Raw genomic sequence first — 25,352 nt, 5'->3', positions numbered from 1 at the left:
TTAAATCTCGGAGCAACCAATGCCACACATCACTCTGGAATTCTCTGCCGGGCTCGAAAAAACTCATGATTTTCAAGCCATCTGTGAGCAGCTCTATTCCGTGCTCGCCGCGCATGAAGAATTCGATGCCCCAACACTCAAAATCCGTGCCACCTCGTTTCCGTATTTCTGCATCGGGACCGAACCGCAGACGTTCATTCATGCCACGCTCTTGTTGTTGCAAGGCCGAGATGAGGCAACGCGCGCCGAGTTGAACGCGATCATTCTGAATGTTCTGGCTGCGTCTGCGCCCACGGTCGGCAGCATCACCGTGCGGGATGTTGAAATAGATCGCGCGACCTATGCCAAACGCCTGTCAGCCTGACGCGGCCCCGGTATGCGTATGGGAGGACTAAACGCGTCGGGACACTTCCCAGACCCGTAGTCTGGCGAGCGTAGCGACGCACGCCAGAACTACCAGCACACACAATGCGATCTTGGTCATGATCTCCATTGTGCCCTCAATCAGCAGGGCGTGTACGACACTGCCCAGAATGGTTACCAGCGCCAGTCCTGTGTGCCCCAGACGCCAGAGCCGAAATCGCAGGTTCAGGCGTAGGCGCAGAACGCCCATCGTTGCTGCAGCAAAACCCGTCCACATCGCGATCACACCCCAGACGGAAAAGGGTGTGGCTGATACGAATAGAAGCGCGTCCACGACATCCGGCGGGCTCGTGATCCACAAACCGCCCACATGGATTACGATCGCTGCGACAAGGGCCAGACCGCACCTCCTGTGCCATAAGCGGCTGCGCACAGGTGAAAGCCCAGGCAACCAGCGTCCGGCCAGCAAGGGTTGCATCAGCAGAAGGCACATCCCGACGATGCCCGCAAACCCGGCTAGGATGTAGATCGGCTCGCGCCACGCCAGATATGGGCTGAATGCTGCCGCGATAACCGGCACCAGAAGGGCGACAATCAACGCTGCCCAGATCAGTATGCGCCTCAACACGTATCAGGCAGGCTGCAAGACGAAATGCGCGGCAAGCGTTTTGTCTTTCGCGCTCGACATCACCGGGCGCAGGAATACCGTCTCAAATTCGCCGCTGTCATAGGCGAGATGCCCATGCGGTTGGCCAAAGGCGGGCACGATTTGTGGCATCTCAAGCCGAAATTCACCGTTCGCATCCGTCAGCGTCGCCCCATGGCTGCGCTGGTCGCGCTCGTGCCCCTCGGTCGTATGTGCCCAGATCTGGATACGTTGGCCGGGCAAAGGGGCACCGTCGCCTGCGCGGCGCACGGTGCCGGTCATCCAGAAACCTCCGCCGCCGATGCGCTGCACAATAGGGGCGCCGGGGCGATAGTTGTTCGATCCACCCCGCATGGACGGGGTCGGTGCAACGCCCTGCGCCCGCGCGGGCGTGGTCAGCCCGGCCGTGCCTAGCGCTGCAAAACAGCCCGCCGTAACCAACGCGCTGCGGCGGGTAAGTAGAACGTGCGACATCGAGAGGGCTCCTTTCGATAACGGGCATGGTGTCTGGCCTGACACTCAATCTAGCACGTTTGTTGCGAAAGCCGAGTTAAGCTGGTCTGAAGATCGGGTCATTTCATCACCGTCACGTGAGCGTTGCCGCCGTTTCCGCCCATCGTGCACTGTATATGTGCACTCATGCGCTATGCCCGACAATAAATCATACTATATTCCACATTATCAAACATATTGAAGCCCAAGCCAGATCCTGACCTAAGGGAGAGCGAGAATGAGCTGGAATCCGACCCATACACCCGACTGCCGGTCCGAGAACCCGGCGCTGGACAGCCTGATCATCCCCCGTGCCCGTGATCTGGGCGGGTTCGAGGTGCGCCGCGCGCTACCCTCGGTCAAACGGCAACTGGTCGGCCCCTTCATCTTCTTCGACCAAATGGGTCCGGCCGAATTCATCACCGAAGGCGGTATTGACGTACGGCCGCATCCCCATATCGGACTGGGTACCGTGACCTATTTATATCAGGGCGAGTTTGAACACCGCGACAGTCTCGGCACGCATCAGATGATCTACCCCGGCGAGGTCAACTGGATGGTCGCTGGGCGTGGTGTGACCCATTCCGAACGTACCAGTGACCAAACACGCGGCAAGAAACACAGCCTGTTTGGCATCCAGACTTGGATCGCCCTGCCCGAAACTCACGAAGATATGGCCCCCGATTTCGAACACCACAAACAGGGCGCGTTGCCCCATATTCAGGATGCAGGCGTCAGCGCCCGCCTGATCCTTGGCTCCGCCTATGGCGAAACCAGCCCGGTCACCATGCTGTCCGAGACCTTTTATCTCGACGTCCAGCTCGAACCGGGTGCCTCCTTCCCGCTGCCCGACAATCACGAGGATCGCGGTGTCTATGTCACCACAGGCTCGGTCGAGATCGCAGGCGACAGCTTCGAGGCGGGTCGCATGATGGTCTTCCGCCCCGGCGATCACCTGTCCGTGAAGGCCGGACCACTGGGTGCGCGGCTGTTGTTGCTGGGCGGCGCAACCCTGAACGAAGATCGCTACATCTGGTGGAACTTCGTCTCCTCCTCGAGGGAGAAGATAGAAACGGCCACACGCGAATGGAAAACTGCCGACTGGGCGAACGGCGCCTTCCACCTGCCGCCCGGTGATGATCAGGAGTTCATTCCGATCTCGGAAGACCTCGAACGCACCCGACCCAGACGCGCCCGCGTCTGACCTCACGTCACGCTGGCTCCGTTGAACGATCCCGGCGATCCTTGCAGGGACAGCGGAGGTTAGCCATGAATATTGTCATCGCCGGTGCAGGCAGCATTGGCTGCTTTTGCGGCGCATTGCTGGCCGCAGCGGGACACAGCGTGACGCTGCTGGGCCGCGCGCGGGTGCTGAACACCATCCGGGGACAAGGGCTGACGGTGACAGATTTCTCGAACCTGCATCGCCACGTCACCGCCGCACAACTCACGCTCAGCGAAAACCCTGCCTGTCTTGGGGATGCCGAGTTGGTCATCGTCACGGTAAAAACCGGCGCGACCGCCGAGATGGCAACGCTGATCGCCGCACACGCCACGGAAACGGCCCCGGTTCTGTCTTGGCAGAATGGGCTCGAGAACGCCCGCACCCTGCGCACCGCTCTTCCCGGACGCGACGTTCGGGCTGGAATGGTGCCGTTCAACGTGGTGCCGACGGGCCCGGCAACCTATCACCGCGCCACATCGGGCGAGATCGTCATCGAGCATGGCTCCCGGTCTCTGGCTGAACGCCTAAGCGCCCCAGATCTACCCGTCAGCGAAAGCGACCAGATCGAGGCAGTGCAATGGGGTAAGCTGGTGATCAACCTCAACAATGCATTGAACGCATTGTCCGGCCTGACCTTGCAAAACCAACTGCTCGACCGAAACTGGCGTCGCCTGATGGCTGATCAGATGGCCGAGGCGCAGCGTGTTTTGAAAGTCGCCGAGATCGAGGCCACCTCCACAACGCCACTACCCGCATGGATGACACCGCACATTCTACGTCTGCCAACGCCAATTTTTACACGAATTGCGGCAAAAATGCTGACCATCGACCCAAATGCGCGCACCTCGATGGCTTATGATCTGACGGCGGGTCGCCCGACCGAAATCGACAGTCTACAGGGCGAAATCATCAAACTCGGCCAACAGTACGCGATCCCAACCCCGATCAATAGCCGAGTCTCTCAACTCATCCACCAATCACCGGACACGCCGCTCACAGTCGACCAGATCATAACCTGATCCGTCTCTTCATCTGGCCTAAAATACCTCGGAGCGCGAGGCAGAGCCTCGCAAATTCCGATCAAGCGAACGCAGTCAAAACCCAGAAAATTAGCGCCGACATCACTGCCGCTGCCGGTACCGTGATCACCCAGGCCGCCACGATGGTCATGAAATGCGACCGCCGCACCAGCTTGCGCCGCCGCCGTTCCTCGCGCGCCAGTCGCAGCTCCGCCGGCCGCTGGCGGTTCGAGTATTTCCACCGCCGTTCTGCATGCCACTCCCGATAGAAGCCAACACCAAAGACGGCCCCAACCGCGATATGAGTCGAACTGACCGGCAGACCCAGCCAACTGGCGACGATGACCGTGATCGCCGCCGATAGCGCGACACAGAACGCCCGCATCGGGTTCAGCTTGGTGATCTGGCTGCCGACCATACGGATCAGCTTGGGACCGAACAGGAATAGGCCGAACGAGATGCCAAACGCGCCGATCACCATGACCCATGTCGGGATCGAGACTTTCGTGGCAAAATCTCCGAACTCGGCCGCATGCACGATCGCCGCCAGTGGACCCACCGCATTGGCCACATCATTGGCCCCATGCGCAAAGCTCAGAAATGTGGCCGAAATCACCAGAGGCAGACCAAACAATGTCTTCAACGACCGGGTCCGGTTCTCCAACCCTTCAGACTTGCGCTTGACCCACGGTACCGTCGCAGCCCAGACCAGGCCGCCAAAGGTCAGACCGATCAAAAGGGCAAATTGAAGATCAATTTTGACGATCCGCTTCAGGCCTTTGACCGACAAGTAGGTGGCAAACGCCCCTGCCATCACGGCAACCAGAATGGGCACCCAGCGCCGCGCTGCCGCGATCTTGTCGTCCTGATACTGGATCTTGTGTTTGATCAATGCCAGAAAGGCGGCTGCAATCATCCCGCCCAAAACGGGTGAGATCACCCAACTGGCGGCAATCGCGCTCATCGTGCCCCAGCTCACCGCACTTAGGCCCGCCGCAGCAATGCCGGCACCCATCACGCCGCCAACCACCGAATGCGTGGTCGAAACCGGTGCCCCGACCCAGGTAGCCAGATTGACCCACAGTGCCGACGATATCAGGGCCGCCATCATCGCCCAGATGAACACATTGCTGTTCTGCACCGACATCGGATCGATGATGCCCTTAGAGATGGTCGAAACCACATCCCCCCCTGCCAGCAACGCACCTGCGCTTTCTGCGATGGCGGCAATCAGGATGGCTCCGCCCATGGTCAGAGCATTGGCCCCCACTGCCGGGCCCATATTGTTGGCCACGTCGTTGGCACCGATATTGATCGCCATGTAAGCGCCGAATGCCGCAGCTGCGACAACGATCACGCCACCATCGGCCCGTCCGAACAGAAGCGCTGCAGCCAAACCTGCCAGCGCGATAAAGGCCAGTGCAATTCCGGGGGCCAACAGAGGACGCGATACTTGGGCATTGGCGTGCTCAACGCGCGAGATACGCTGTAGGTCACGGTCCAGTGCGTGCCAACGGGCTTTGGTGGGGTGGTCTGACATCGGTTCACAACGGCTGTTTTGAATGATGCCCGCCGCTAAACGGTTCCAATGGGCGCGGCAACCTTTGTCATCAGTTTTTTACAATATTGTTACAATTGCAGTAGCAAGTCGCGCAATTCCGGCTCTTGCACGCGTTCGGCGGCCACCTTCGGGGACACCCAGCAGCGCTTGCGCTGATCTGACTCGGGGAATACATCCGCCAGATCGGTCACCTCGATCCGATAAACGCTGGTGATAACCGGCAACGCCGTGCCGTCATCCAACCTTTTGTCGTAAGAGTAATGACCAACGGGATCTTTCTGCACCTCGGTCGCGCGCACCCCAGCCTCTTCCCAGGCTTCCCGCAATGCGGTTTCCGGCCCGTTGAGCCCATCAATGGGCCAGCCTTTGGGGATAATCCAGCGTCCGGTGCCCCGACTGGTGATCAACAGAACGTCGTTACCGGGACCTGCCTTGCGGGTACACAACGCAGCAACCTGCACCCGGCTTGGGCGCTGGATCAGCGGTCGCGCGACCTCTTCCCAGATGTTGCGTATCCATGTCGTCATGTCAGGCCTGCTCGGGCGTGTTCTTTTTGTAATTCGAAGAAGTTACATAATCATGTATTGCTGAGTTAACAATACCGTCCTCGGATAACCGCAAAATATGGCCTGAACTTTCGGTGTTTCGTGTATTTTTGCAGCAATTTGTGCGCTTTGCACTGTTTCCGCCAATGAGGCTTATTTACGCCCACCTGATCAACTCAGCCTTTGCGCCGCTTCGCGCGCAGCGTCGGATCCGCCTGAGTTGGATCTTCGGGCCAGGGATGTTTTGGGTACTGCGCCCGCATGTCCTTGCGCACATCGGCATATGACCCGGCCCAGAATCCGGGCAGATCACGGGTGATCTGGATCGGTCGCTGGGCCGGTGACAGCAGCGTGATCTTCAAAGGCTCGCCCCCAACCACCGGATGTTGCGTAACGCCGAATACCTCTTGTAGCCGAACCGAGATTTCGGGCACCGCACCGCCATAGTCAATTGGCAGCTTGCGGCCCAACGGAGTCACAAACGAGCCCGGCGCCCGCCGATCCAGTTCCTGCATCTGGTCCCAGTCCAGCCGGGCACGCAGCGCGGGCAGCAGGTCGAACCGCTTCCAGTCATCGGCATTGCGCACGCCCGAGAGCATCGGCAGCAGCCAGTCTTCCAGCGTATCCATCAGCCCGGTTTCCGAGAAGTCCGGCAAATCAGCGCCTTCCGCGCGGATCAACTCGACCCGAGCGGCCAATCGCGCTGCGGCCCCGTTCAGCCGCACACCCAGATCGCGCACCCCGTCCAACATCGCCCGCGCCAATGCATCCTCGGGGACATCTTTCCAGATGCGGTCGTCCAGCGTGATTGCTCCGAACCGCTCTTGCCTGCGCGCCACGACACGGCGTTCGCGTTTCGACCAGTCGCAGCTGTCGACCCACGCGATCTGATCGCCGAATAGATCGCGAATTTCCCCCTCGGAAATCTGCGCTGCCATGCGCACGCGCGCTTCACGCGGGTTCCCATCCGTATCCGTCACCACAAGATAAGGTGCACCCGCCAGCGTATCACCGGCTTCCAGCACGACGCCTTTGCCACCCGACAGGACATAACGCGGGACATCTCCCTTGCGTCGCTGTCCGATGCGATCAGGATAGGCCAGCGCCGCCATCGCTGCCGGGCTCAGACCGCCCGCATCCTTAGATTGCGCGCGCAACCGCTTTGCTTCGCCCTTGATCCGATCCAGCGCGCCCATGTTGACCTGCCAGACCCGATTGCGCTGAAACGCGCGCACGTCCCGCAGCACCTCAAGCCTCAAAGACAGATCGACCGGAGCACCCCTTAGCGGATCGCGTTCCGCCATCAGCGCCGCCAGTGTCGCGGCCTCAGGTCCCGCGTGCAGCAGCATGTGCCCCAGCCGAGGATGCAGCGGCAGCGCCGCCAGCGCCCGCCCATGTTCGGTGATCCTACCTTTGCCATCCAGGGCACCCAGCATCGCCAGCAACGCGCGCGCCTCAGCCAGCGTGCCTTCGGGCGGCGCGGTCAGAAACGCAAGATCACCCGGTTCTGCGCCCCAGAGCGACAATTCTAACGCCAGCCCGGTCAGATCGGCTGCCTCGATCTCGGCAGGCGGGTAGGCGGCTAGTGCACCTTCTTCGCCCTTGGACCACAACCGATAGCAGACACCTTCGGCCACACGCCCCGCACGGCCTGCGCGCTGCTTCGCTTCGGCCCGCGTCACCCGCTCGGTCACCAGCTGCGACATGCCTGATCCGGGATCGAACCGCGCCCGCCGGGCTTGCCCCATATCGACCACCACGCGGATATCGGGAATAGTCAGCGAGGTTTCGGCAATCGACGTCGCCAGAACCACCTTGCGACCTTGCTTAACCGGCGCAATCGCCGCGCGCTGGGCGGCAAAGGGCAGTGCTCCGAACAAAGGCCGCACTGAACAGGTGTCGGGTAGACGGCTGGCCAAAGCCGCCTCGGCCCGCCGAATTTCACCTTCACCGGGCAGGAAAACCAACATGCCCCCTTTGGTTTCCCGTTCGGCTCGCACCACCAGATCGATCAGCGCATCCAGTCGCCGCGCCTGCGGCCCCAAAGGCCGGTCCAACCAGCGCGTCTCGACCGGATAGCTGCGCCCTTGGGAAGTCACCAGAGGGGCGTTCATCAGCTGGCCCACCGGTTCAGCATCCAGCGTCGCGGACATCGCCAGCAAGATCAGGTCATCGCGCAACGCTCCAGTCACCTCAAGGCACAGTGCAAGCCCAAGATCGGCGTTCAGGGACCGTTCGTGGAATTCATCGAATATCACAGCACCTACGCCGGGCAGGTCAGGTTCGGATTGCAGCATCCGTGTCAGGATACCTTCGGTCACAACCTCGATGCGCGTCGCCTTTGAAACTTTCACGTCTCCACGGACACGATAGCCCACGGTCTGGCCCACGGGTTCACCCAGCGTCTCGGCCATGCGTTCGGCGGCGGCACGGGCGGCCAGCCGCCGGGGTTCCAGCATGACGATCCGGCCCTCACACAGACCGGCCTGCAGCATCTCAAGCGGCACGCGGGTTGTCTTGCCCGCACCCGGCGGCGCCTGCAGCACCGCGCGCCCATGCGTTCGCAAGGCGTTCAGAATATCGGGAATGGCGTCATCAATGGGCAACCGGGTCATATCGCCTTATCGCCAAAGCCTCGGCCAAGGTCCAGCGTCGCCAATCTCGGCTCCGGTTGGGGCTGGACAAACCGGGTCATCCCCCCTCATCTAGGGCAAATTCCAGCCGGGGACTTACCGATGAACATTGCCGAGCTTGGCGACAGGATCTTGAACGGAGAGCGCAGGGCATTGGCCCGTGCGATCACACTGGTCGAAAGCGGGCGTGAAGATCATCGAGCGCAGGCAACTGCGCTGCTGGATCAATTGAGCGGCGCCGGACGCCAGGCTTTGCGGATCGGCCTGTCGGGCACGCCGGGTGTAGGCAAATCGACCTTTATCGAAAGCTTCGGCATGATGCTGACGGGGCAGGGGCTGCGCGTTGCGGTTCTTGCAGTTGACCCCAGCTCGGCCCGTTCGGGGGGCTCGATTCTGGGCGACAAAACCCGCATGGAGCGGCTGAGCCGCGAGAAAAACGCCTTTATCCGCCCGTCCCCCAGTCAGAGCCATCTTGGTGGCGTGGCGCGCCGCACACGCGAAGCGATTGCACTTTGTGAGGCAGCTGGTTTTGACGTCGTGCTGATTGAAACCGTGGGCGTGGGCCAATCGGAAACCGTTGTGGCCGAGATGTCTGACCTGTTCCTGCTGCTGCTGGCCCCGGCGGGCGGAGATGAGTTGCAGGGCGTCAAGCGCGGCATCATGGAGATGGCTGACATGATCCTGATCAACAAGGCCGATGGCGACCTGAAAGCGACTGCCACCCGCACCTGCGCCGATTACGCGGGCGCGCTGCGTCTGCTGCGCAAACGCCCGCAGGACCCCGAAGGGTTTCCCAAGGCCATGACCGTTTCAGCAGTTGAAGAGCATGGGCTGGAACAGGCCTGGGACGAGATGCAGGCCCTGACAACCTGGCGGCGCGAAGCCGGGCATTGGGTATTGAACCGCGCCACACAGGCACAATACTGGTTCGAGCAAGAGGTACGCCACGCATTGCTTGCGCGTCTCGAAACGCCACAGATGCGCAGTCGGATGAGCGATCTTGGCGCTCAGGTCAGTGCGGGCCACCTCAGCCCATCGGCGGCGGCCGAACAAATCCTCTCCGGGCTGTCCGACGCGTAACACTCTGGCGGTATGATGCGTGCGCGGCTGGTGCGCTGACCGCTAATCGTGTATTAAAGCTACATATATTGTTGTGTTTGAGTGTAAGTCACTGCGTTTGAACCGGGTTGAGAAAGGGCTTGGTCAGCTCGGATCGTGCCCGGATTCTCCGAGGAACGGGACACGTCAGAATGCCCAATATCAATGGTACCAACGGCGACGACGATATCGATGTCACAAATGACAACGGTACTCTGAACGGAAACCCGGCGACGCCTCCGGTGACCGGTATCCGTGGCCGTGGCGGCGATGACGATATCACCATCACCAATAGCACCATTGCCAACAATGTCCTGGGCAATGCAGGCACCGACACGATCATTGTTACCAACAGCGCGGTTGGCGGGCGCATCGCTAGCGGGTCCGATGCGGATACGGTTGATATCAGGGGGTCAACCGTCGGCGATATCCGGCTTGGTGCCGGTAATGACACGCTGAATTTCACCAGCACCACGGTGTCGGGTGACATTCGCGGCGGCAGCGGAACCGACACACTGAACCTCCCTGAGGGCACTGTTATCACGGACGATACTTTCGGGGTGATTACGGTCGAAGACGGGGTTGGTTATTCAGTCTCGAGCGGCACATTTACCCTGCCTTCAGGCATCACCGTCACGTATTCAGCGTTCGAGAACGGGTCGGGTATGCCCTGTTTCACGCGCGATACATTGATCACGACACAGGATGGGCGGTCCCCCATCCAGTCGCTGTGCACCGGTGACCTGATCCCCACGCTGGGGCAGGGCCTGCACCCGATCCGTTGGATCGGGCGGCGCGAATTTGATCGCTTCCAGCTTGAAGCCAACCCCAGACTCAGGCCTGTGCGTATCCTTGCAGGGGCATTGGGCGAGGGGCTGCCGCATCGCGATCTGCTGGTCTCGCGCCAGCATCGGATGCTGGTGCACTCAAAGATCGCGCAACGCATGTTCGGCACGACCGAGGTTCTGATTCCGGCCATCAAACTCACCGCAATGCCGGATATCTACGTTGATGAAAGCGTGGAAAGCGTCGAGTATTACCACCTGCTGTTCGACCGCCATCAGGTGATCTTTGCCGAGGATGCGCCAACCGAAAGCCTCTATACCGGCCCCGAAGCGCTGAAAATGCTGAGCGCCGCGTCGCGTCGCGAGATATTCGAGATTTTTCCCGAACTGACAGACCTTGACTACCGCGCCGACCCGGCCCGCATGATCCCCGGCGGGCGGCTGCAAGCGCAGTTGATCACACGGCATTTGAAGAATAACAAGCCACTGTTGCGGATGTCCCCGATCTTGACCTCAAATGAATTCAACTCGGGTGCAAAGATTTCGCCGCAGCCGTCTTGACCCTTCGCGCGATTCCCACTAAACGCATCCAACCAGTTTTCGGGCGCGACTTCGGGTTGCGCCCCTTGTGATTTGGCCGCGGGTCTTGTACCCGGCCTCTAGAAACAAAGGAAGAAACCATGTCGCGCCGTTGCGAACTGACCGGAAAAGGCCCGATGACTGGCAACAATGTCAGCCACGCCAAAAACAGAACTCGTCGCCGTTTTCTGCCCAACCTGAACGACGTTACCCTGCAGTCGGAAACTCTGGGTCGTGGCGTCAAGCTGCGCATCTCGGCAGCTGCCCTGCGCTCGGTCGACCACCGCGGTGGTCTGGACGCGTTCCTGGCCAAAGCCAAGGATGACGAGCTGTCGGCGAACGCCCTGAAAGTGAAGAAAGAAATCGCCAAGGCACAAGCCTCGGCCTAAGCGCTTTCTCACGCAAGAATTCAGCCCTGCACCCTGCGGTGTGGGGCTTTTCTTTTTTGCATTCGCTGCCCCTGTGCGAATGATTGTCTCTGAAATGGTAATAAAATGCCCCGCTTCGTGACGTTGTTCACAGAACGCCTGCTGAATATCGCATATGTTTATGCATATTCATGTTGAGGGGGTTACCATGTCACTCAAAGCAAAGAATTTTCTGTTTTTACTGCCACGATCAATTGCAAAAGCTGTGATCCGCTGCACCCGGATGCAGCGCCGGGTAAACCGACTGCATACGGGGATGAATGCCGAGGCGTTCAGGCCGCCGAAAAGCTGAGCTAGGCCATACTGTCTCAGCCACTGCTTTGCGCTTGAAGCCGGTTCAGCGGGCGGCGTATATACCAAGCTGACATGACAGGCTTTTTCCGCACATTTCTGCCTTATGCGCTGTCCTTGATGGTGATCCTGACCGGGCAGGGACTAGCCGTGTCGCGGGGTATGGAGCGCGCGGTCGGGCAGATGGTTTTGTGCACCGGCAGCGGGCCGGTCGTCGTCTATATGGACGAAGACGGCCAACCGACCCGCGCACCGCAATACTGCCCTGACTATGCGCTCAACCTGCTGGGCGCGATCCATGAAGCCTCGGTTGCCGTACCTCCGGCCCCGTCGCGCGCGCTCCCCGCGCCGTCGCTCCTTTCCCAGCATCTGATTGCCGCGCCGTTGCCGCGACACCCAGCTCGTGCCCCGCCGGTTTCTGCCTGATTCCAGTTTCCAAACTCTATCAGACAGTTACCAAGGAGAGGCATAATGACCCTCAAATCCAGCCTGCTTGCAGTCCTGACTACCTTTTCGCTGACCGGTGCGGCGCTGGCTGCCGATACCATCTCGGTCGAAGACCCTTATGCACGGTCTTCGGGCAAAACCGCGAAGGCGGGTGCCGCCTTCATGATGATCCAGAATCAAGGCGATACCGATGACCGCCTGATCGGCGTGACCTCGGATGCGGCTGCCCGAGTGGAACTGCACACTCATAAGGTTGACGAAAACGGTGTCGCCAAGATGGTGCATGTGAAGGAAGGCTTCGCCATTCCGGCGGGCGAAACCCACATGCTGAAACGCGGCGGTGATCACGTCATGTTCATGGGCCTGACAGCGCCCTTCGAACAGGGAGGGAGCGTTCCCGTCACATTGATCTTCGAAAACGCCGGAGAGGTCGCGGTCGAGATCCCGGTCGATCTTGAGCGCCAGGACAAAGGCGGCCATTCGAACTAACGCCTGTCTTCAGGCTGTGGTACAGCCATCATCCATACGTCAGGCCGGGCAATGCCCGGCCTGTTGCGTCATCTGTTGACGGTTTTCATCTCCAATCGATCGCCCGCTTTTTTGAACCGTGCCGCCAGAAAGAACATCACCACCGCCGAGGTCAGCGCGAAGAAGGCAATTGCCCAGCCCAACGCCACCATGCCGCTGCCGGGCCAGAAGATCAGCACCAGCCCGACGATGAGTGCGAAGATACCTGAATTACGCACCGTTGCGCGCTCGGGGTCTTGTGGATGCATTTGCGGCAGCGCCATGAACGAGCCGATCGCAACGAACAGCGCCATCGCCCCCATGAGGGTGAAGGCCAGCCAGGCCACGCCCTGTGGCCAGATCAGCAACACCAAACCGATCAGCGCGGCACCGATCCCAACGCCTCCGATCAGCCCACGCCGCCCAAAACCCAGCCAAGTCAAAGCGCCATCCAGAATCAGCAGCGCCCCTACCAATCGCAGCAGTATAGAGATGCTGCTGGTCGGCCAGAACAGCGCTGCAATCCCGATCAGACCCGCGAGAATTCCACGCAGCAGAAAGGTCCACCACAGGCTGGCCAGATTGGTACTTAACGTATCGCGCGCGTCGATACTGCTGTCGTCAAGGATTTCTCCGTCTTTGGGCGGTAGATCGGTCATGTCACTCACTCGGGTTTGCGTTTTCTGCACCATAGACGGGAAGACGCGCCGCTGTCTGCCCCTATCGCGTGCTGCCTCGCGCCAACAGCTCATCGACCCAGCGCGGTACTGCCTCTGAGGCTGGCCCCAGCCGGGTTTCATCAAATATTCCGGCGGATGGCTCAAGGTTCAATTCGATCGTCCGCGCGCCCACGGCCCGCGCCTCTTGTACAAACCCTGCCGCCGGATAAACCTGCCCTGAGGTGCCGATCGAGGCGAACAGCGATGCTTCCATCAGATGGTCGTAGATCTCATCCATGAAATATGGCATCTCGCCGAACCATACGACGTCGGGCCGGGCCGAGGGCTGGTGACAGGACGGGCAGGGCTCATCCACATCCATTTCGGGTGGCGAAGCCCAACGATATCCGCACGCCGCACACAAAGCCCCAGCCAAGGTGCCATGCATATGGATCACATGCGCGGCCCCTCCTGCCTCGTGCAGGCTGTCGACATTCTGGGTGACAAGGATCACCTCTCCAGGCCAGCCCTGCTGCAACCGGGCCAGCGCCTGATGCGCCGCGTTGGGTTGCGCCTTGGCGGCCTGTACTCGGCGGGCATTGTAAAACTGATGCACCAGCGACGGATTGCGGGCAAAGCCCTCGGGCGTGGCCACATCCTCGATCCGGTGCTGCGCCCACAGGCCCCCTTCATCGCGGAACGTGCCCAACCCGCTTTCGGCGGAAATCCCAGCCCCGGTCAGAATGACGATCTTTTCCATACCTGCCCCACGCGCTAAACCTCTCTTATGTCACACCGTATCCTTTTCGTCTGCCTGGGCAATATCTGCCGGTCCCCCGCCGCCGAGGGTGCTTTTCGCGCCCGCGCCCCGCATCACCAGACCGACAGCGCCGGAACCTCGGGCTGGCATATCGGAGACCCGCCTTACGGCCCAATGCAAAAGGCCGCCCGCGCGCGTGATATCGACCTCAGCGACCTACGCGCGCGCCAGTTCGTGGCCGAGGATTTCAACCACTTCGACCTGATCATCGGAATGGACGCAGAAAACATCGCGAACATCGAAGATTTGCGCCCGGACGGCAACGACACCCCGGTCCGCCTGTTGACCGATTTCGCCCCCCATATCGGTGCCGACCATGTGCCTGACCCGTACTACACCCGGGATTTCGACGGCGTTCTGGACCTGATCGAAGAGGCCGTGGCGGGGCTGGATGCGCATGTACGGGCTCAGTGGTAGTTTTGCCTTGCGTATTCAATCAATCCAGAGCGACAGCATGTTTGAGCCCAAAACCAACGTTTATGCGGCCTCCGCAGGCTGCATCGCAATCAGCGACAGGGGTCAAACCATCCGCCTTCTAAGCGCATACCCTTGTGCCTATGCAGATAGTCGCATTAAGTGCATGGAATAGTAATCCGATCCCCAATGGTCATTTGATGGAATGATACAAATTCCTGATGCACGCACGAGGCTGTCATCAGCATACATAAATCTCCAAGCTCCAAGAGCGACTGCAGCCCGTTAATCCAACTGAGTTAGACATATGATCACAGGCACGATTAACCAGCTGAATACCCCAAAGGTTAGTGACAAAAAATGAATGACGAGCGCGCACTGTTCCTGCACGAAATTCTGTCACCGGAAAGGCTAACGCGAGTGGTGGATGTGGGTGCCAATCCTCTTGGCGCTACCCCATATTCAACCCTCCTGAAGAACCGCATATGCGATGTCTGGGGTTTCGAACCACAGCAAGATGCATTTGCACGGCTCTCTGAAGAGGGAGGAGAAAATGAAACCTATCTTCCTTATGCGATCGGCAGAGGAGGAAGTGAGCGCCTTCATGTTTGCAAGGGAAGTGGCTTCACTTCGCTATTCGAGCCCAACCCCGACTTCATCAGAGTTATGGGAAGGTGGCCCAGGCAAATGCGGGTCGAAGAAGTTGTACCAATAACCACCCATCGGCTGGACGACCTGAAAGAGCTGCCAGAGTTCGATCTGCTGAAGATTGACGTGCAGGGCGGAGAATTGGACGTATTCAGGAATGCGCGCGAAAAACTCAAGAATGCGGTTGCTGTGATATCCGAAATCGCCATGGTTCCGCTTTACAAGGGTCAGCCACTGCTTGACTCACAAATGAGCGAGTTGTCTGCGCAGGGTTTTCATTTCCACAAGTTTCTTTTTCTAAAGTCTATGGCGGTCAAGACCCGTGCCTCGTCCCGCCTGAAGATGCGCGCTATGCGCAATCAGGCCATTGATGGCGACGCCGTGTTCCTGAAAAGGTTCTTCGCACTGGAGGACTCACCGACAGAAAGCTTGAAACATCTTGCGATCCTGGCGGACGCAGTGTTTCAAAGCCCCGATGTCGCACTTATGGCTCTGGAAGTGCTGGCTGATCGCGACGTTGTCAATGAGGCTGAACTGGACGCCTACGAGGCGTTAGTAGAAGCTGAATTCAGCAGGTGAGAACAGCCTTTATTCCGGACATACTAACGCTCATTAAACGTCTTTTGGTTTGCAGGACGGATCACGTATGGCTCAAATAAAAGAGCCTGGATGCTCACTTTCCGGTTCACCCCACCACCTTCAACTGACCACCTAACCACGGCAATTGCGCAATCGCTGGATCAACGATCTGGCTGCGCATCAGACGTCGGATCATGTCGGCCACTTCCTGCGGTACCTGATCGGACCAGTCGGTCCGTGTAAACAAGGAAATGGTGCGTGCGAACTCACCGAACGGGGCAGGGTGCGCCTCCATCCCGTCGTGGAAGCGGGCGGCGCGCATATAGCCCAGCGGCGTGGTAATCGCCCAGCCGAGGCCGCGCGCAACCATCGCCATCAGCGCGAGGTGTGAGCCGATTTCGAACCGTTCCTCGAACTCCAGCTGCTGCCGGGCCAGATGGCTTTCGATCTGACGGCTGATCAACTGCTCGCGGGCATAGCGCAGAAAGGGCAGATCCTGCACTGGTTGCGCAACGCCCTTAGGCGCGACCAGAATGAACGGATCCTGCACCAGCGGATATTCGACCACGCCCTCCAGCACCTCGCCAGAATGGGCCGAGACCGCCATGTGCAGGCGCTGCGCTTCCAGCTCGGCAAACAGGTCCAGACTGGGCAGCGTGATCAGCTTGAATTTCGACCGGGTCAGACTGTCGGCCAGCAACGTCGCCAATCGCGGCGTCAGGTCGTTGTCGAAATCGTCGATCAAGCCGATGGACAGGGTGGTCAGATGCCCCAGATCCATCACCGCCAGTTCGCCTTGCGCCATCTGCAACTCGGCCAGCACTGCCTCGGCCCGCGCCAGGAAACTGCGGCCGGCCTGCGTCAGTCGCATCGGTCGCCGCCCGTGATCCACCAGATCGGTGCCCAAAGCCTTTTCCAGATTGCGCAACTGCTGGGAAACCGAGGGCTGGCTGAGCCCCGTGATCTCGGCCGCCTGCGCCACCGATCCGGTCCGCGCCAGCGCCTCGAACACTTCAAGGCCCCGCAGGGTCAGCCCTTTCATCACCATCGCACATACCTTTCGCTGCGCCATTTCTGAGGCGCAGCGGGCATCAGGTCAAGGATTGACAGGGCTCAGTTGCAGATCGCTTGCGCCATCTGGCCAAAGTTCTGATACCGATCCCACAGCGCATCATCGCGCGCGGTCTGCGACATCTTTAACTCCTGCGCCTGATGCGGGTTGGTGAACCACTTGGCGACGGTCTTCTGATCACTACGCGTCAGCGCCTGATCCGCCACGCGCTGAATACACCGGCACCGCGCCCGCGTCGCCGCTTCACGGTCTGATGCCAGACACGCCCGCTTGATCTGCGCCGCGTCCACTGTGTGGGCCACCGACGTCAGCGATGCCGCACAAAATGCGATTAAGAGGAACTGTTTCATACTCGAGCCTCGTTTTTTGCCTGCCCGGACGGGTCTTATGCCCCTCTCGGTCTGCGGCGGAGTATGAATCAAAGTGGATTCGGGATCAATTGGGTGGTTCGAAAAAGTGAATACACGAGTCGGAAACACCCCACCCCGTAGGCCGGGCTTCAGCCCGGCACTAGTCGTGACAAAAACGGAAGCCAGTGCTCGATAGCTTCAATTAGGGCTTCGATTTTCTCTGGATACTTGGCGGCATACCCCGCCCCGGCAGCAGGAATACCCCACTTAATCAAAGTATCGACCGCAAGATCGCCTTTGCCTGCGCACCACTTGAGAAAGCTTGCCAATCCGGATTTGAACTTAGCTAGGATTGCCTCAATCCACTCGCGATCAGGATGTTCTTGTTCCAGAGCGGTCGAGAGTTCCTCTTCGGCTTCCCAAATCAATGTGACGGCTCCGGACAAAAGTTCATCTTGAATGCTCTCAGGTGGGTTGTTTCCTCCGATGCCGTGGCGCGCGTTTTGGACACTCAGGCTGCCGTTTAAATCAGATAAGGTTTTCTCAACCTCCCAGCGCGCCCGAATTTGTTCGATTGCGTGGGCAACGGAATCTGGTCCGGCATTCCAAATGGTCTCATCGATCAACGCGACCCTTCGTTGCAACTCCCAATCTAAAGGCTTTCCTTCCACAAATCCTTGGTGCCACGCCCGCCAGAAATTGAAACTCCTGCTGCGAAAATACTTCTCGAAGATACTCCGTTGATCCATTGGAATATGGAAGTCGACTTCGGTGAGCCAGAGTTCTTGGTTAAAACCTTTTCCGCTCACTTCGTCAAAATCGCTGATGCTCGCATTTGCCGTGATAGAAAGCGCATTGTCATATGCGTGGCGGGTCGATCAATCTCTTTTAGTTTTAGCGAACAAGAACTGCTCCTGATTGGCAGCCGACGCAAATGATGTCGCAACCATCGAGATTGTTTGCCAAGCCTTATCCGAAGAGCGGGAATAGCTCGCTTGAGCGACCGAGTGCATTGCTGAATCCTGCAACAGCAAATTGTACTTATCGATTGTCGAGATTGATCGCTCTAATGCGAGCTTTGATTCTGCGCATCTAAAATGTGCGTACACTATGGAATGCAGCAAGAGACGGCCTCTCGGAAAAACTGCAGTTTCACTTACATCTTGGTTTGCGTTCAGGTTTACGGGAACGAAACCTCGCAAGGCAGCTCGGTGTGCAGCTTCGATGCGTTTGTCTAAGCTGCATTCCCTAAATCTGGCTTTTAATTGTTCGACGTAATCAAGTTCGGTCATATCAATCCCGTCGGTGTTGGTCTGTTGCTTGAAACACTAAACGTGCCACCTTGACCAACCCACGATTCCTCTACATATCCCCAACCCATGACAGACCTCGCTCATATCCGCAATTTCTCCATCGTCGCGCATATCGACCATGGCAAATCCACCCTTGCTGACCGGCTCATCCAAGAGACCGGAACGGTTAAGGATCGCGACATGAAGGAACAGCTGCTCGACAGCATGGATATCGAGCGCGAGCGTGGCATCACCATCAAGGCCAACACAGTTCGCATCGACTATACCGCCGACAATGGCGAGCAATATGTGCTGAACCTGATCGACACCCCCGGCCACGTGGACTTTGCCTATGAGGTCAGCCGGTCCATGCGTGCGGTCGAGGGCTCTCTGCTGGTTGTGGACTCGACCCAAGGTGTTGAGGCTCAGACGCTGGCGAATGTGTATCAGGCCATCGACGCCGACCACGAAATCGTGCCGGTGCTGAACAAGATCGACCTGCCCGCGTCCGACTGTGACCGCGTGGCCGAACAGATCGAGGATGTGATCGGCATCGACGCGACCGACGCCATTCAGGTCAGTGCCAAGACGGGGCAGGGCATTCACGAAACGCTTGAGGCAATCGTGCAGCAACTGCCCGCGCCGCAGGGCAATCTCGACGCGCCGCTCAAGGCGATGCTGGTGGATTCATGGTACGACGCCTATCTCGGCGTCATCGTTCTGGTCCGCATCATGGATGGCACGCTGAAAAAGGGGATGCGGGTCAAGTTCATGTCGAACAACACCTTGCACCATGTGGACCGCGTCGGTGTCTTCCGCCCCGAGATGGAGATGGTCGACTCGCTTGGCCCCGGTGAGATCGGCTTTCTCACCGCCTCAATCAAACAGGTCCGCGACACCCGCGTCGGCGACACGATCACCAATGACCGCAACGGCACCGAAGAGGCCCTGACCGGCTTCAAACCCGCGCAGCCGGTGGTGTTCTGCGGCCTCTTCCCCGTTGACAGCTCCGAATTCGAAGACCTGCGCGATGCGATCGACAAATTGGCCCTGAACGACGCCAGCTTCAGCTTTGAAATGGAGACCTCGGCCGCGCTTGGCTTTGGCTTCCGCTGCGGCTTCCTCGGTCTTCTGCACCTTGAGGTCATCCGCGACCGCATCGAACGCGAATATGATATCGAGCTCATCACCACCGCGCCGTCGGTGATCTATCACGTCTACATGAAAGACGGCGAGATGATCGAGCTGCACAACCCCGCCGACATGCCCGACCCCTCCAAGGTCGACCATATCGAGGAACCGCGCATCAAGGCGACCATTCTGGTGCCCGACGAATACCTCGGCGACGTGCTGAAACTCTGCCAGGACCGCCGCGGCATCCAGCTGGACCTGACCTATGCGGGCACCCGCGCCATGGTCGTCTATGACCTGCCGCTGAACGAGGTCGTCTTTGACTTCTACGACCGCTTGAAATCGGTGACCAAGGGCTATGCCTCGTTCGACTATCAGATGACCGGCTATACCGAGGACAATCTGGTCAAGATGTCGGTGCTGGTGAATGACGAACCCGTTGACGCGCTGTCGACCATGGTTCACCGCGACCGGGCCGAGATGCGGGGCCGTGCCATGTGCGAAAAGCTCAAGGACCTGATCCCGCGCCACATGTTCAAAATCCCGATCCAGGCCGCCATCGGAGGCAAGGTCATCGCCCGCGAGACCCTCTCGGCCTTGCGCAAGGACGTGACCGCAAAATGCTACGGAGGCGACGCCACGCGGAAACGTAAACTGCTGGATAAGCAGAAGGCCGGTAAGAAAAAGATGCGTCAGTTCGGGAAGGTCGATATCCCGCAGGAGGCGTTTATTTCAGCGTTGAAGATGGACAGCTAAGGCTGTCCTTCCTCTCCGTTGATCGGTTCTATACGGCCTCAGGATCAGCGTCACTCTGACCAAGTTCCGCGAGTTCACTCCAAACCGCTCTTGGGATATCCCAATCCGCCCATTCGAGTGTTTGTCTCACATGCTGTGGCCAAGTCACTCCACACACCGTTGACGCAATTTTTGCGTCCCGCATCGAGAATTGCAGCGCTAAGGCGCCTAAGGGCACGTCATAGCGGGCACAGATTTCCTCAACCGCGCGCACGGGTGCGAGCGTTTCTTCTGTTGCTGGCCGATAGACGTAGAAATGATGGATTGCGCTGCCTCTGGCCAAGATTCCGCCGGCGTAAGGCGCTGCGTTCAATACCGTAACGTCCTTCGAGTTGGCCAGTTCGATCAGCGGCGCCGCATTCATGTTTACAAGCGTGTGCCGGTTGTGAGTCATCACCACGTCGAAATCCCGTTCGCGCAGCATTGGCATCAACACATCCAACTGCCCGCCCGCCAGACCAACTGCAGTTGCCAATCCTTCCTCTTTAATTTTGAATAATTCGTCCAGCGCACCTCCGCTGCGGGTAATCTCAGTTACGTCACCAGCGTATTCCGGGTCGTGCAGATGAAGGATGTCCACGCGATCTACCTCAAGAGCCTTGAGGCTTTGTTCAAAGGACCGCCGCGCTTGGGCGGCGTCGAAAACATTCGTTTCCATGTCACGGTCTACTTTTGTGGACAGAACGCGGCCTTTCGGCCAGCCACCGAGTTCACGTATGACACTCCCGATGCGCTCCTCGCTACGCCCCAACGCATAGCCTCGGGCGGTGTCGATAAACCCGTCGGTCCGGGCAAGTATGGCACGTATGGTCTCGCGCGCTCTATTCTCATCAACTTCGTAACCGTAAATCTGTGGAATGTTGCCTATACCGGTTGATCCAAAGCCAATTCGTGGGATTCGCACTCCGGTTTGACCTATTTCGCAAAGTGTTGTCATAGCACCCCTCCCCAGTCGCATATGAATAATTGAATTTTGAACAGGTCGACCCATCACTGCAAGTTCGGGGGCAAAAAAACACAAGAAGAAAAGCGAGAATGGAACCTGAAACTGTGACCCACCTCACAGCCCTAAATCAGCCCATCTGCTACAGTTGACCTACGGCAACCTTTGCAGGAGGCCCTTATGTCTACATCGCTTGTTCCCCTTATCGCTTTTGGATCAGCAGGCCTTTATTCCGTGGCCATGATCGCGATGAAGTTCTGGTGGAAAATCCCCGGTATCGGCCTCAGCCTGCTGATCGTCGCAACCCTGCTGGCCGGGGCCACGCTCGAACTCGCCGCCCTGCGCGAGGAACGGCTGGGCATCATCTATACCGGCATTCTGGGGGCCGAGGTGGTTCTGATCGCCATCGCATCATTTTTTCTGTTCGGCGAGAACTTCTCGTATCGCGAGGCGGCAGGTATCGGTTTGGTCATCCTCGGCACTGCGCTGGCCTGGGCCTGACGCAAACATTACCGGTTTATGAAGTTTCCCTTAGGTAAGTTGTAACCGGCACACCTCCGCCCAATCTGTATCCCACAGCAAGGATGTTCGCTTTTGAACTCCAAAGGGTCGCTTTCAGGAGGAGATCCCCATGACCAGATACATGACCGCCGGAGCCGCCGCTCTGGCCACGTCCCTCGCCCTCGGAACCGCAGCACTGGCCGATACCACACCGGATCTGCGCGGCACATGGGTCGGGTCTTATACGACCGTGCAGCCCAGCCATTATTACAAGGGTGATCAGCCCCGCTTTAATCAGGCCGAATGGATGCTCGACGTCCAGATGCAGGAAGACAATGTCTTCTGGGGCCCCAGCAAATGGCGCCGCGAGGGTGACACTGAATGGAACGAATACGAAGCCACCGGGACCATCAGCCTCGACGGCTCGGGCGCGATCGGCATCGTTGAAACATCCCCGCTGGTGATTGGCGCCAATGCGTTGATCGATGCGCGGTACGAGGACGGCAAAATCTTTGCCGATTTCCGTAGCCTGCGGAACGGAACGACCTACAGCACCGTTCTGGAACGTCAGGTGAACTGAAGCGTTTCCGGCCCGATCGGATGTTAAAGGGGGTTAATGCCGCTGAGATTTGTGACTGCGGCAGGAGTAGTAGGTACCCCGGTCAGGTCGGAGCGCTTCTCATAAACAACAGTCTCCACAGGGAGGCGACGGGCCGGGCGGCGATCTCGCCGCCCGCGACAGGGTCCAGACCCCCGCGTTTGAGAATGCGGCGTTCCTCGGCTCGGGTCATCTGGATCTCGCGGTCCTTCAGCGCGGCGTCGCGCGCGGTGAGGTAAGAACCGTCCGGCCCAGGTTCCATCCCCGGAATACCACGCCCCTTCGACCACCACCCACGCAGCCCGCTGAGCGGGTGTTTGCGTCCGATGGTGTCATCATCCAGTAACTCCCAAATCCGCTGCGCCTCGTTCATCGACACCAGTGCGGCGATCGGTTTGCCATAACGGGTCAGCACGATCACTTGCCGGGGGTCTTGCGACAAGGTGGCCAGTTCGCCCAAACGGGCGCGGGCTTGAGAAATGGTCAGGCGCATAGGCGAATCTCCAGTTGTACGATTCGAAAGATTGGGGGCTTGAGTGTTGTACAACTCGGACAATACCCCCCTAATTCAGCGCGCGGGACCTTCGCAGGTGCAGAAACCAAGCGAATTCTGGCCGGCGATCCATATTTGACTTTTTCCATCCCCAAGCCCGCGCGATGACGCGAATTCTCGGGTTATCCACATGGCTCTCCCGGCGGATATCAACAGCTTATCCCCGTCTAATTTTTATGCTGCAGTGCTATTTTCTTGCCGGATCATGACGCTGATGTAACAGTCTGGTTACTGCTTCTGATCTTCGGAACAGGGGCGGGATGCAAGGGCCAAGGGGGCCACAGCAGCGAAGGCGGATTTTAGGATTTGTTTTTAGTTGCAATGGCTTACCGGTGGTTGAGCAGGTGGTCTGGGCTTCGGTTCGGGTTAAATGCTCAGCCTCTCAGAAGGTCCGCGCGGACTGCGACGCGACATAGCGCGTGTGGCAGTGGCCAAAGTCCCTTCGGGGGCGGAGGCAACTGGACCGGGAAGCCCCTCGGGCGGAACGGACCGGCAAGGCGTCAGGAGTGTCCGCAAGGATGCATGCAAAGACCGCGTCTGAGCACCTGACGCCTTTTCCTTTTTGAGAACCCAAGGTTCATACAGGCTATCACGCACCACCCTCCGGACCAGAACGGGGTTCTTTCGCTTGCGCAAAAGAACCCCGTCAAAGTGTCAGAAATGCAATGCCGCGTCTATGCACCTGTACCGGCACACTACTCGGGTTGGGTCGGTGTGGCAACTACATATTGCGTGTAAGCGTTGCCTGAACGCAACATCCCGTCACGATCAGATGTTTTCCTGAACGTCCTCGGCCGCGTTCTGGATGGCATCTCCGGCGTTTTCGATATCTTTGCCAGCGCCCTTTGCGGTTTCGCATGCGGTCAAGGTGAACAGGGCCAGGCCAATCAGAATTGCGCGGATCATAGGTTGCTCCATAAGTGCTTGTTTCGAATTGACTAGCAGCTTTCCCGGGCCATAGCTACAGGTTTTGCATGGCCGATTTCGAAGGGCTAAAAACTAGACTCAGGTCGCATCCTGAGCGCAAAACAGTTCGTACACCACTTCCAGTATTCGGGCTGGTCGATCATCTGCCAGCCGGTAGTATATCGCCTTGCCTTCGCGACGAGGAACAACCAGCCCCTCAAGTCTGAGCCGCGACAGTTGCTGAGAAACGGCGGCTTGGCGGGCCGATAGCAATTGTTCCAGTTCAGTAACGGATTTCTCGCCCGAGACGAGGTGACACAGGATCATCAAACGCCCTTCGTGGCTTATGGCTTTCAGAAAGTTCGACGCGCGCGTTGCGTTTTCAACCATCCGGTCAAGGTCGCCGGGTGACATATCCTCGGTCATTTGCGGAAAAGCCATGATCGTATTCCCTCGTTAGTGCCGCCGAATCCCGACGCCTGACCGGCGCCGCATCCGCAGCGAGAACTCTTGGTACAATTTCCAGGCATGTATTTCCATATGCATGGATCAAAATAGCGTGATGTAACCAGCACGTTTCCGCGCAATCCGTCAACCGACCTGTAGCGGCGTGTGCATTCGGGTCGTGCAGGTAGGCGGAATTCGTGGGAACGTTCGGCCCCCCTTGCAGCCCCCCTGTGGCGGCACTAAGACTCGGGTAACTACTCTTCGGGTAATGTCCCGATCCATCGCAAAACAGGCAGGTTCCGAATGTTCGATCCAGTTGATACATATATGAACACACTCGTCCCCATGGTCGTCGAGCAGACCAGCCGGGGCGAGCGCGCATACGACATCTTCTCGCGCCTTCTGAAAGAGCGGATCATTTTCATCAACGGCCCCATCCATGACGGTATGAGCCATTTGGTGGTCGCTCAGCTGCTGCACCTTGAGGCGGAAAATCCGAACAAGGAAATCTCGATCTACATCAACTCTCCCGGTGGCGTGGTCACCAGTGGTTTGTCGATTTACGACACAATGCAGTATATCAAGCCGAAATGTTCCACATTGGTCATCGGTCAGGCGGCGTCCATGGGTTCGGTTCTGCTGGCCGGGGGCGAGAAGGGGATGCGCTTTTCGCTGCCTAACAGCCGGATCATGGTGCACCAGCCCAGCGGCGGTTATCAGGGCCAGGCGAGCGACATTATGATTCACGCAGCCGAGACGCAAAAGCTGAAAGATCGCCTGTATGACATCTATGTGCGCCATACCGGGCAGACCAAAAAGGCGGTTGAAAAGGCGCTGGATCGTGACAATTTCATGAGCCCGGAAGAGGCCAAGGATTGGGGCCATATCGACGAGATCGTCGAGAACCGCGCCAAGATGGATGGTGACGAGGCCTAGGTTCAAATCCGCGCGCGTCCGGCGTGAGGGATGATTTTGAGATTGTAGCTGCCAGAACGCTGGCCTAAGCTGCAGGCATATACGGCAAG

29 protein-coding genes are annotated in these 25,352 nt (G+C 58.7%); 14 read left to right on the top strand and 15 right to left on the bottom strand.

What is annotated here, in order from left to right; genetic code table 11:
• Window positions 1-19 precede the first annotated feature (19 nt).
• Window positions 20-364: a tautomerase family protein gene (locus AC2TEM_RS08925; RefSeq protein ID WP_170424233.1), complete on the top strand. Its 345-nt coding sequence runs from the start codon at window positions 20-22 to the stop codon at window positions 362-364.
• A 27-nt stretch (window positions 365-391) separates the two neighbouring features.
• On the opposite strand, the gene AC2TEM_RS08920 is transcribed toward AC2TEM_RS08925, so the two are convergent.
• Together AC2TEM_RS08920 and AC2TEM_RS08915 are read right to left on the bottom strand one after the other, a co-directional pair.
• Complete coding sequence (locus AC2TEM_RS08920) at window positions 392-988, bottom strand: ferric reductase-like transmembrane domain-containing protein (RefSeq protein ID WP_370644448.1); 597 nt, start codon at window positions 986-988, stop codon at window positions 392-394.
• A 6-nt stretch (window positions 989-994) separates the two neighbouring features.
• Window positions 995-1,483 carry a peptidase associated/transthyretin-like domain-containing protein gene (locus AC2TEM_RS08915; protein WP_170397223.1) on the bottom strand — a complete coding sequence of 163 codons (489 nt, stop codon included), beginning with the start codon at window positions 1,481-1,483 and terminating at the stop codon, window positions 995-997.
• A 256-nt stretch (window positions 1,484-1,739) separates the two neighbouring features.
• On the opposite strand from AC2TEM_RS08915, the gene AC2TEM_RS08910 reads away from it, so the two are divergent.
• Together AC2TEM_RS08910 and AC2TEM_RS08905 are read left to right on the top strand one after the other, a co-directional pair.
• The gene (locus tag AC2TEM_RS08910; protein WP_170404212.1) at window positions 1,740-2,705 is read left to right on the top strand and encodes a pirin family protein; all 966 of its coding nucleotides are present in this window, start codon (window positions 1,740-1,742) and stop codon (window positions 2,703-2,705) included.
• A 65-nt stretch (window positions 2,706-2,770) separates the two neighbouring features.
• Complete coding sequence (locus tag AC2TEM_RS08905) at window positions 2,771-3,745, top strand: 2-dehydropantoate 2-reductase (protein WP_480856141.1); 975 nt, start codon at window positions 2,771-2,773, stop codon at window positions 3,743-3,745.
• Window positions 3,746-3,806: 61 nt separating this feature from the next.
• Here AC2TEM_RS08905 and AC2TEM_RS08900 read toward each other — a convergent pair whose 3' ends face one another.
• The 3 genes from AC2TEM_RS08900 to hrpB form a co-directional block, all read right to left on the bottom strand.
• Window positions 3,807-5,285: an inorganic phosphate transporter gene (locus tag AC2TEM_RS08900; protein WP_170397220.1), complete on the bottom strand. Its 1,479-nt coding sequence runs from the start codon at window positions 5,283-5,285 to the stop codon at window positions 3,807-3,809.
• 89 nt (window positions 5,286-5,374) lie between these two features.
• Window positions 5,375-5,833 carry an NUDIX hydrolase gene (locus AC2TEM_RS08895; protein WP_170424223.1) on the bottom strand — a complete coding sequence of 153 codons (459 nt, stop codon included), beginning with the start codon at window positions 5,831-5,833 and terminating at the stop codon, window positions 5,375-5,377.
• A gap of 194 nt (window positions 5,834-6,027) precedes the next feature.
• A complete protein-coding gene (hrpB, locus tag AC2TEM_RS08890) occupies window positions 6,028-8,466 on the bottom strand; it encodes an ATP-dependent helicase HrpB (protein ID WP_170424221.1) in 2,439 nt (812 codons plus the stop codon).
• A 120-nt stretch (window positions 8,467-8,586) separates the two neighbouring features.
• On the opposite strand from hrpB, the gene meaB reads away from it, so the two are divergent.
• The 5 genes from meaB (at window position 8,587) to AC2TEM_RS08865 (ending at window position 12,601) form a co-directional block, all read left to right on the top strand.
• Complete coding sequence (gene meaB, locus AC2TEM_RS08885) at window positions 8,587-9,564, top strand: methylmalonyl Co-A mutase-associated GTPase MeaB (protein WP_170424219.1); 978 nt, start codon at window positions 8,587-8,589, stop codon at window positions 9,562-9,564.
• 170 nt (window positions 9,565-9,734) lie between these two features.
• Window positions 9,735-10,928, top strand: coding sequence for a Hint domain-containing protein (locus AC2TEM_RS08880; RefSeq protein ID WP_170424217.1), 1,194 nt, complete (start codon window positions 9,735-9,737; stop codon window positions 10,926-10,928).
• Window positions 10,929-11,047: 119 nt separating this feature from the next.
• Complete coding sequence (rpmB, locus tag AC2TEM_RS08875; protein ID WP_008756960.1) at window positions 11,048-11,335, top strand: 50S ribosomal protein L28; 288 nt, start codon at window positions 11,048-11,050, stop codon at window positions 11,333-11,335.
• Between the two features lie 405 nt (window positions 11,336-11,740).
• Window positions 11,741-12,091 (top strand): glycosyltransferase family protein, encoded by a 351-nt coding sequence (locus AC2TEM_RS08870; protein WP_170424215.1) that lies wholly within the window; start codon window positions 11,741-11,743, stop codon window positions 12,089-12,091.
• A 45-nt stretch (window positions 12,092-12,136) separates the two neighbouring features.
• A complete protein-coding gene (locus AC2TEM_RS08865; RefSeq protein WP_170397208.1) occupies window positions 12,137-12,601 on the top strand; it encodes a copper chaperone PCu(A)C in 465 nt (154 codons plus the stop codon).
• A gap of 68 nt (window positions 12,602-12,669) precedes the next feature.
• On the opposite strand, the gene AC2TEM_RS08860 is transcribed toward AC2TEM_RS08865, so the two are convergent.
• Together AC2TEM_RS08860 and AC2TEM_RS08855 are read right to left on the bottom strand one after the other, a co-directional pair.
• Window positions 12,670-13,278: a DUF308 domain-containing protein gene (locus AC2TEM_RS08860; RefSeq protein ID WP_170424212.1), complete on the bottom strand. Its 609-nt coding sequence runs from the start codon at window positions 13,276-13,278 to the stop codon at window positions 12,670-12,672.
• Window positions 13,279-13,339: 61 nt separating this feature from the next.
• Complete coding sequence (locus AC2TEM_RS08855; RefSeq protein WP_170424210.1) at window positions 13,340-14,038, bottom strand: NAD-dependent deacylase; 699 nt, start codon at window positions 14,036-14,038, stop codon at window positions 13,340-13,342.
• A gap of 27 nt (window positions 14,039-14,065) precedes the next feature.
• On the opposite strand from AC2TEM_RS08855, the gene AC2TEM_RS08850 reads away from it, so the two are divergent.
• On the top strand, window positions 14,066-14,515 hold the full coding sequence (locus AC2TEM_RS08850) for a low molecular weight protein-tyrosine-phosphatase (RefSeq protein WP_170424208.1): 450 nt from the start codon (window positions 14,066-14,068) through the stop codon (window positions 14,513-14,515).
• A gap of 417 nt (window positions 14,516-14,932) precedes the next feature.
• Window positions 14,933-15,739, top strand: a complete 807-nt coding sequence (locus AC2TEM_RS08845; protein WP_170424206.1) for an FkbM family methyltransferase — start codon at window positions 14,933-14,935, stop codon at window positions 15,737-15,739.
• 106 nt (window positions 15,740-15,845) lie between these two features.
• On the opposite strand, the gene AC2TEM_RS08840 is transcribed toward AC2TEM_RS08845, so the two are convergent.
• The 4 genes from AC2TEM_RS08840 to AC2TEM_RS08825 form a co-directional block, all read right to left on the bottom strand.
• Complete coding sequence (locus AC2TEM_RS08840) at window positions 15,846-16,787, bottom strand: LysR family transcriptional regulator (RefSeq protein ID WP_170397757.1); 942 nt, start codon at window positions 16,785-16,787, stop codon at window positions 15,846-15,848.
• Window positions 16,788-16,852: 65 nt separating this feature from the next.
• On the bottom strand, window positions 16,853-17,161 hold the full coding sequence (locus AC2TEM_RS08835; protein WP_170404173.1) for a hypothetical protein: 309 nt from the start codon (window positions 17,159-17,161) through the stop codon (window positions 16,853-16,855).
• 149 nt (window positions 17,162-17,310) lie between these two features.
• Window positions 17,311-17,970, bottom strand: coding sequence for a hypothetical protein (locus tag AC2TEM_RS08830; protein WP_170609050.1), 660 nt, complete (start codon window positions 17,968-17,970; stop codon window positions 17,311-17,313).
• A 69-nt stretch (window positions 17,971-18,039) separates the two neighbouring features.
• On the bottom strand, window positions 18,040-18,453 hold the full coding sequence (locus tag AC2TEM_RS08825) for a hypothetical protein (protein ID WP_170424202.1): 414 nt from the start codon (window positions 18,451-18,453) through the stop codon (window positions 18,040-18,042).
• Between the two features lie 87 nt (window positions 18,454-18,540).
• Here AC2TEM_RS08825 and lepA point away from each other — a divergent pair, with 87 nt between their 5' ends.
• Window positions 18,541-20,340 carry a translation elongation factor 4 gene (gene lepA, locus AC2TEM_RS08820; protein WP_170424201.1) on the top strand — a complete coding sequence of 600 codons (1,800 nt, stop codon included), beginning with the start codon at window positions 18,541-18,543 and terminating at the stop codon, window positions 20,338-20,340.
• A gap of 28 nt (window positions 20,341-20,368) precedes the next feature.
• Here the strand turns inward: lepA and AC2TEM_RS08815 are convergent, their stop codons facing one another.
• Complete coding sequence (locus AC2TEM_RS08815) at window positions 20,369-21,316, bottom strand: aldo/keto reductase (protein ID WP_170424199.1); 948 nt, start codon at window positions 21,314-21,316, stop codon at window positions 20,369-20,371.
• A 186-nt stretch (window positions 21,317-21,502) separates the two neighbouring features.
• Here AC2TEM_RS08815 and AC2TEM_RS08810 point away from each other — a divergent pair, with 186 nt between their 5' ends.
• Window positions 21,503-21,823, top strand: coding sequence for a hypothetical protein (locus AC2TEM_RS08810; RefSeq protein ID WP_170424197.1), 321 nt, complete (start codon window positions 21,503-21,505; stop codon window positions 21,821-21,823).
• Window positions 21,824-21,953: 130 nt separating this feature from the next.
• Window positions 21,954-22,403: a hypothetical protein gene (locus AC2TEM_RS08805; protein WP_170397193.1), complete on the top strand. Its 450-nt coding sequence runs from the start codon at window positions 21,954-21,956 to the stop codon at window positions 22,401-22,403.
• A gap of 82 nt (window positions 22,404-22,485) precedes the next feature.
• Here AC2TEM_RS08805 and AC2TEM_RS08800 read toward each other — a convergent pair whose 3' ends face one another.
• The 3 genes from AC2TEM_RS08800 to AC2TEM_RS08790 all read right to left on the bottom strand — a co-directional run bounded on the left by AC2TEM_RS08800 (window position 22,486) and on the right by AC2TEM_RS08790 (window position 24,321).
• The gene (locus AC2TEM_RS08800; RefSeq protein WP_170424195.1) at window positions 22,486-22,914 is read right to left on the bottom strand and encodes a type II toxin-antitoxin system Phd/YefM family antitoxin; all 429 of its coding nucleotides are present in this window, start codon (window positions 22,912-22,914) and stop codon (window positions 22,486-22,488) included.
• An 828-nt stretch (window positions 22,915-23,742) separates the two neighbouring features.
• Entirely contained in the window at window positions 23,743-23,880 is a 138-nt protein-coding gene (locus AC2TEM_RS08795) for an entericidin A/B family lipoprotein (protein ID WP_010443271.1), read from the bottom strand.
• A 99-nt stretch (window positions 23,881-23,979) separates the two neighbouring features.
• Window positions 23,980-24,321, bottom strand: coding sequence for an ArsR/SmtB family transcription factor (locus AC2TEM_RS08790; protein ID WP_170397190.1), 342 nt, complete (start codon window positions 24,319-24,321; stop codon window positions 23,980-23,982).
• 309 nt (window positions 24,322-24,630) lie between these two features.
• Here AC2TEM_RS08790 and AC2TEM_RS08785 point away from each other — a divergent pair, with 309 nt between their 5' ends.
• Window positions 24,631-25,263: an ATP-dependent Clp protease proteolytic subunit gene (locus AC2TEM_RS08785; protein WP_039970058.1), complete on the top strand. Its 633-nt coding sequence runs from the start codon at window positions 24,631-24,633 to the stop codon at window positions 25,261-25,263.
• Window positions 25,264-25,352: the final 89 nt, after the last annotated feature.

Source organism: Ruegeria sp. HKCCD3925, from assembly GCF_057221175.1.
This window is presented reverse-complemented; position numbering and strand designations above follow the sequence as displayed.

Excerpts from the sequence above, each read along its gene's own strand:
- AC2TEM_RS08925 (WP_170424233.1), top strand. The coding sequence starts at position 20 with ATGCCACACATCACTCTGGAATTCTCTGCCGGGCTCGAAAAAACTCAT.
- AC2TEM_RS08915 (WP_170397223.1), bottom strand. The coding sequence starts at position 1,483 with ATGTCGCACGTTCTACTTACCCGCCGCAGCGCGTTGGTTACGGCGGGC.
- AC2TEM_RS08910 (WP_170404212.1), top strand. The coding sequence starts at position 1,740 with ATGAGCTGGAATCCGACCCATACACCCGACTGCCGGTCCGAGAACCCG.
- AC2TEM_RS08905 (WP_480856141.1), top strand. The coding sequence starts at position 2,771 with ATGAATATTGTCATCGCCGGTGCAGGCAGCATTGGCTGCTTTTGCGGC.
- AC2TEM_RS08900 (WP_170397220.1), bottom strand. The coding sequence starts at position 5,285 with ATGTCAGACCACCCCACCAAAGCCCGTTGGCACGCACTGGACCGTGAC.
- AC2TEM_RS08895 (WP_170424223.1), bottom strand. The coding sequence starts at position 5,833 with ATGACGACATGGATACGCAACATCTGGGAAGAGGTCGCGCGACCGCTG.
- hrpB (WP_170424221.1), bottom strand. The coding sequence starts at position 8,466 with ATGACCCGGTTGCCCATTGATGACGCCATTCCCGATATTCTGAACGCC.
- meaB (WP_170424219.1), top strand. The coding sequence starts at position 8,587 with ATGAACATTGCCGAGCTTGGCGACAGGATCTTGAACGGAGAGCGCAGG.
- AC2TEM_RS08880 (WP_170424217.1), top strand. The coding sequence starts at position 9,735 with ATGCCCAATATCAATGGTACCAACGGCGACGACGATATCGATGTCACA.
- rpmB (WP_008756960.1), top strand. The coding sequence starts at position 11,048 with ATGTCGCGCCGTTGCGAACTGACCGGAAAAGGCCCGATGACTGGCAAC.
- AC2TEM_RS08870 (WP_170424215.1), top strand. The coding sequence starts at position 11,741 with ATGACAGGCTTTTTCCGCACATTTCTGCCTTATGCGCTGTCCTTGATG.
- AC2TEM_RS08865 (WP_170397208.1), top strand. The coding sequence starts at position 12,137 with ATGACCCTCAAATCCAGCCTGCTTGCAGTCCTGACTACCTTTTCGCTG.
- AC2TEM_RS08860 (WP_170424212.1), bottom strand. The coding sequence starts at position 13,278 with ATGACCGATCTACCGCCCAAAGACGGAGAAATCCTTGACGACAGCAGT.
- AC2TEM_RS08855 (WP_170424210.1), bottom strand. The coding sequence starts at position 14,038 with ATGGAAAAGATCGTCATTCTGACCGGGGCTGGGATTTCCGCCGAAAGC.
- AC2TEM_RS08850 (WP_170424208.1), top strand. The coding sequence starts at position 14,066 with ATGTCACACCGTATCCTTTTCGTCTGCCTGGGCAATATCTGCCGGTCC.
- AC2TEM_RS08840 (WP_170397757.1), bottom strand. The coding sequence starts at position 16,787 with ATGGTGATGAAAGGGCTGACCCTGCGGGGCCTTGAAGTGTTCGAGGCG.
- AC2TEM_RS08835 (WP_170404173.1), bottom strand. The coding sequence starts at position 17,161 with ATGAAACAGTTCCTCTTAATCGCATTTTGTGCGGCATCGCTGACGTCG.
- AC2TEM_RS08825 (WP_170424202.1), bottom strand. The coding sequence starts at position 18,453 with ATGACCGAACTTGATTACGTCGAACAATTAAAAGCCAGATTTAGGGAA.
- lepA (WP_170424201.1), top strand. The coding sequence starts at position 18,541 with ATGACAGACCTCGCTCATATCCGCAATTTCTCCATCGTCGCGCATATC.
- AC2TEM_RS08815 (WP_170424199.1), bottom strand. The coding sequence starts at position 21,316 with ATGACAACACTTTGCGAAATAGGTCAAACCGGAGTGCGAATCCCACGA.
- AC2TEM_RS08810 (WP_170424197.1), top strand. The coding sequence starts at position 21,503 with ATGTCTACATCGCTTGTTCCCCTTATCGCTTTTGGATCAGCAGGCCTT.
- AC2TEM_RS08805 (WP_170397193.1), top strand. The coding sequence starts at position 21,954 with ATGACCAGATACATGACCGCCGGAGCCGCCGCTCTGGCCACGTCCCTC.
- AC2TEM_RS08800 (WP_170424195.1), bottom strand. The coding sequence starts at position 22,914 with ATGCGCCTGACCATTTCTCAAGCCCGCGCCCGTTTGGGCGAACTGGCC.
- AC2TEM_RS08795 (WP_010443271.1), bottom strand. The coding sequence starts at position 23,880 with ATGATCCGCGCAATTCTGATTGGCCTGGCCCTGTTCACCTTGACCGCA.
- AC2TEM_RS08790 (WP_170397190.1), bottom strand. The coding sequence starts at position 24,321 with ATGGCTTTTCCGCAAATGACCGAGGATATGTCACCCGGCGACCTTGAC.
- AC2TEM_RS08785 (WP_039970058.1), top strand. The coding sequence starts at position 24,631 with ATGTTCGATCCAGTTGATACATATATGAACACACTCGTCCCCATGGTC.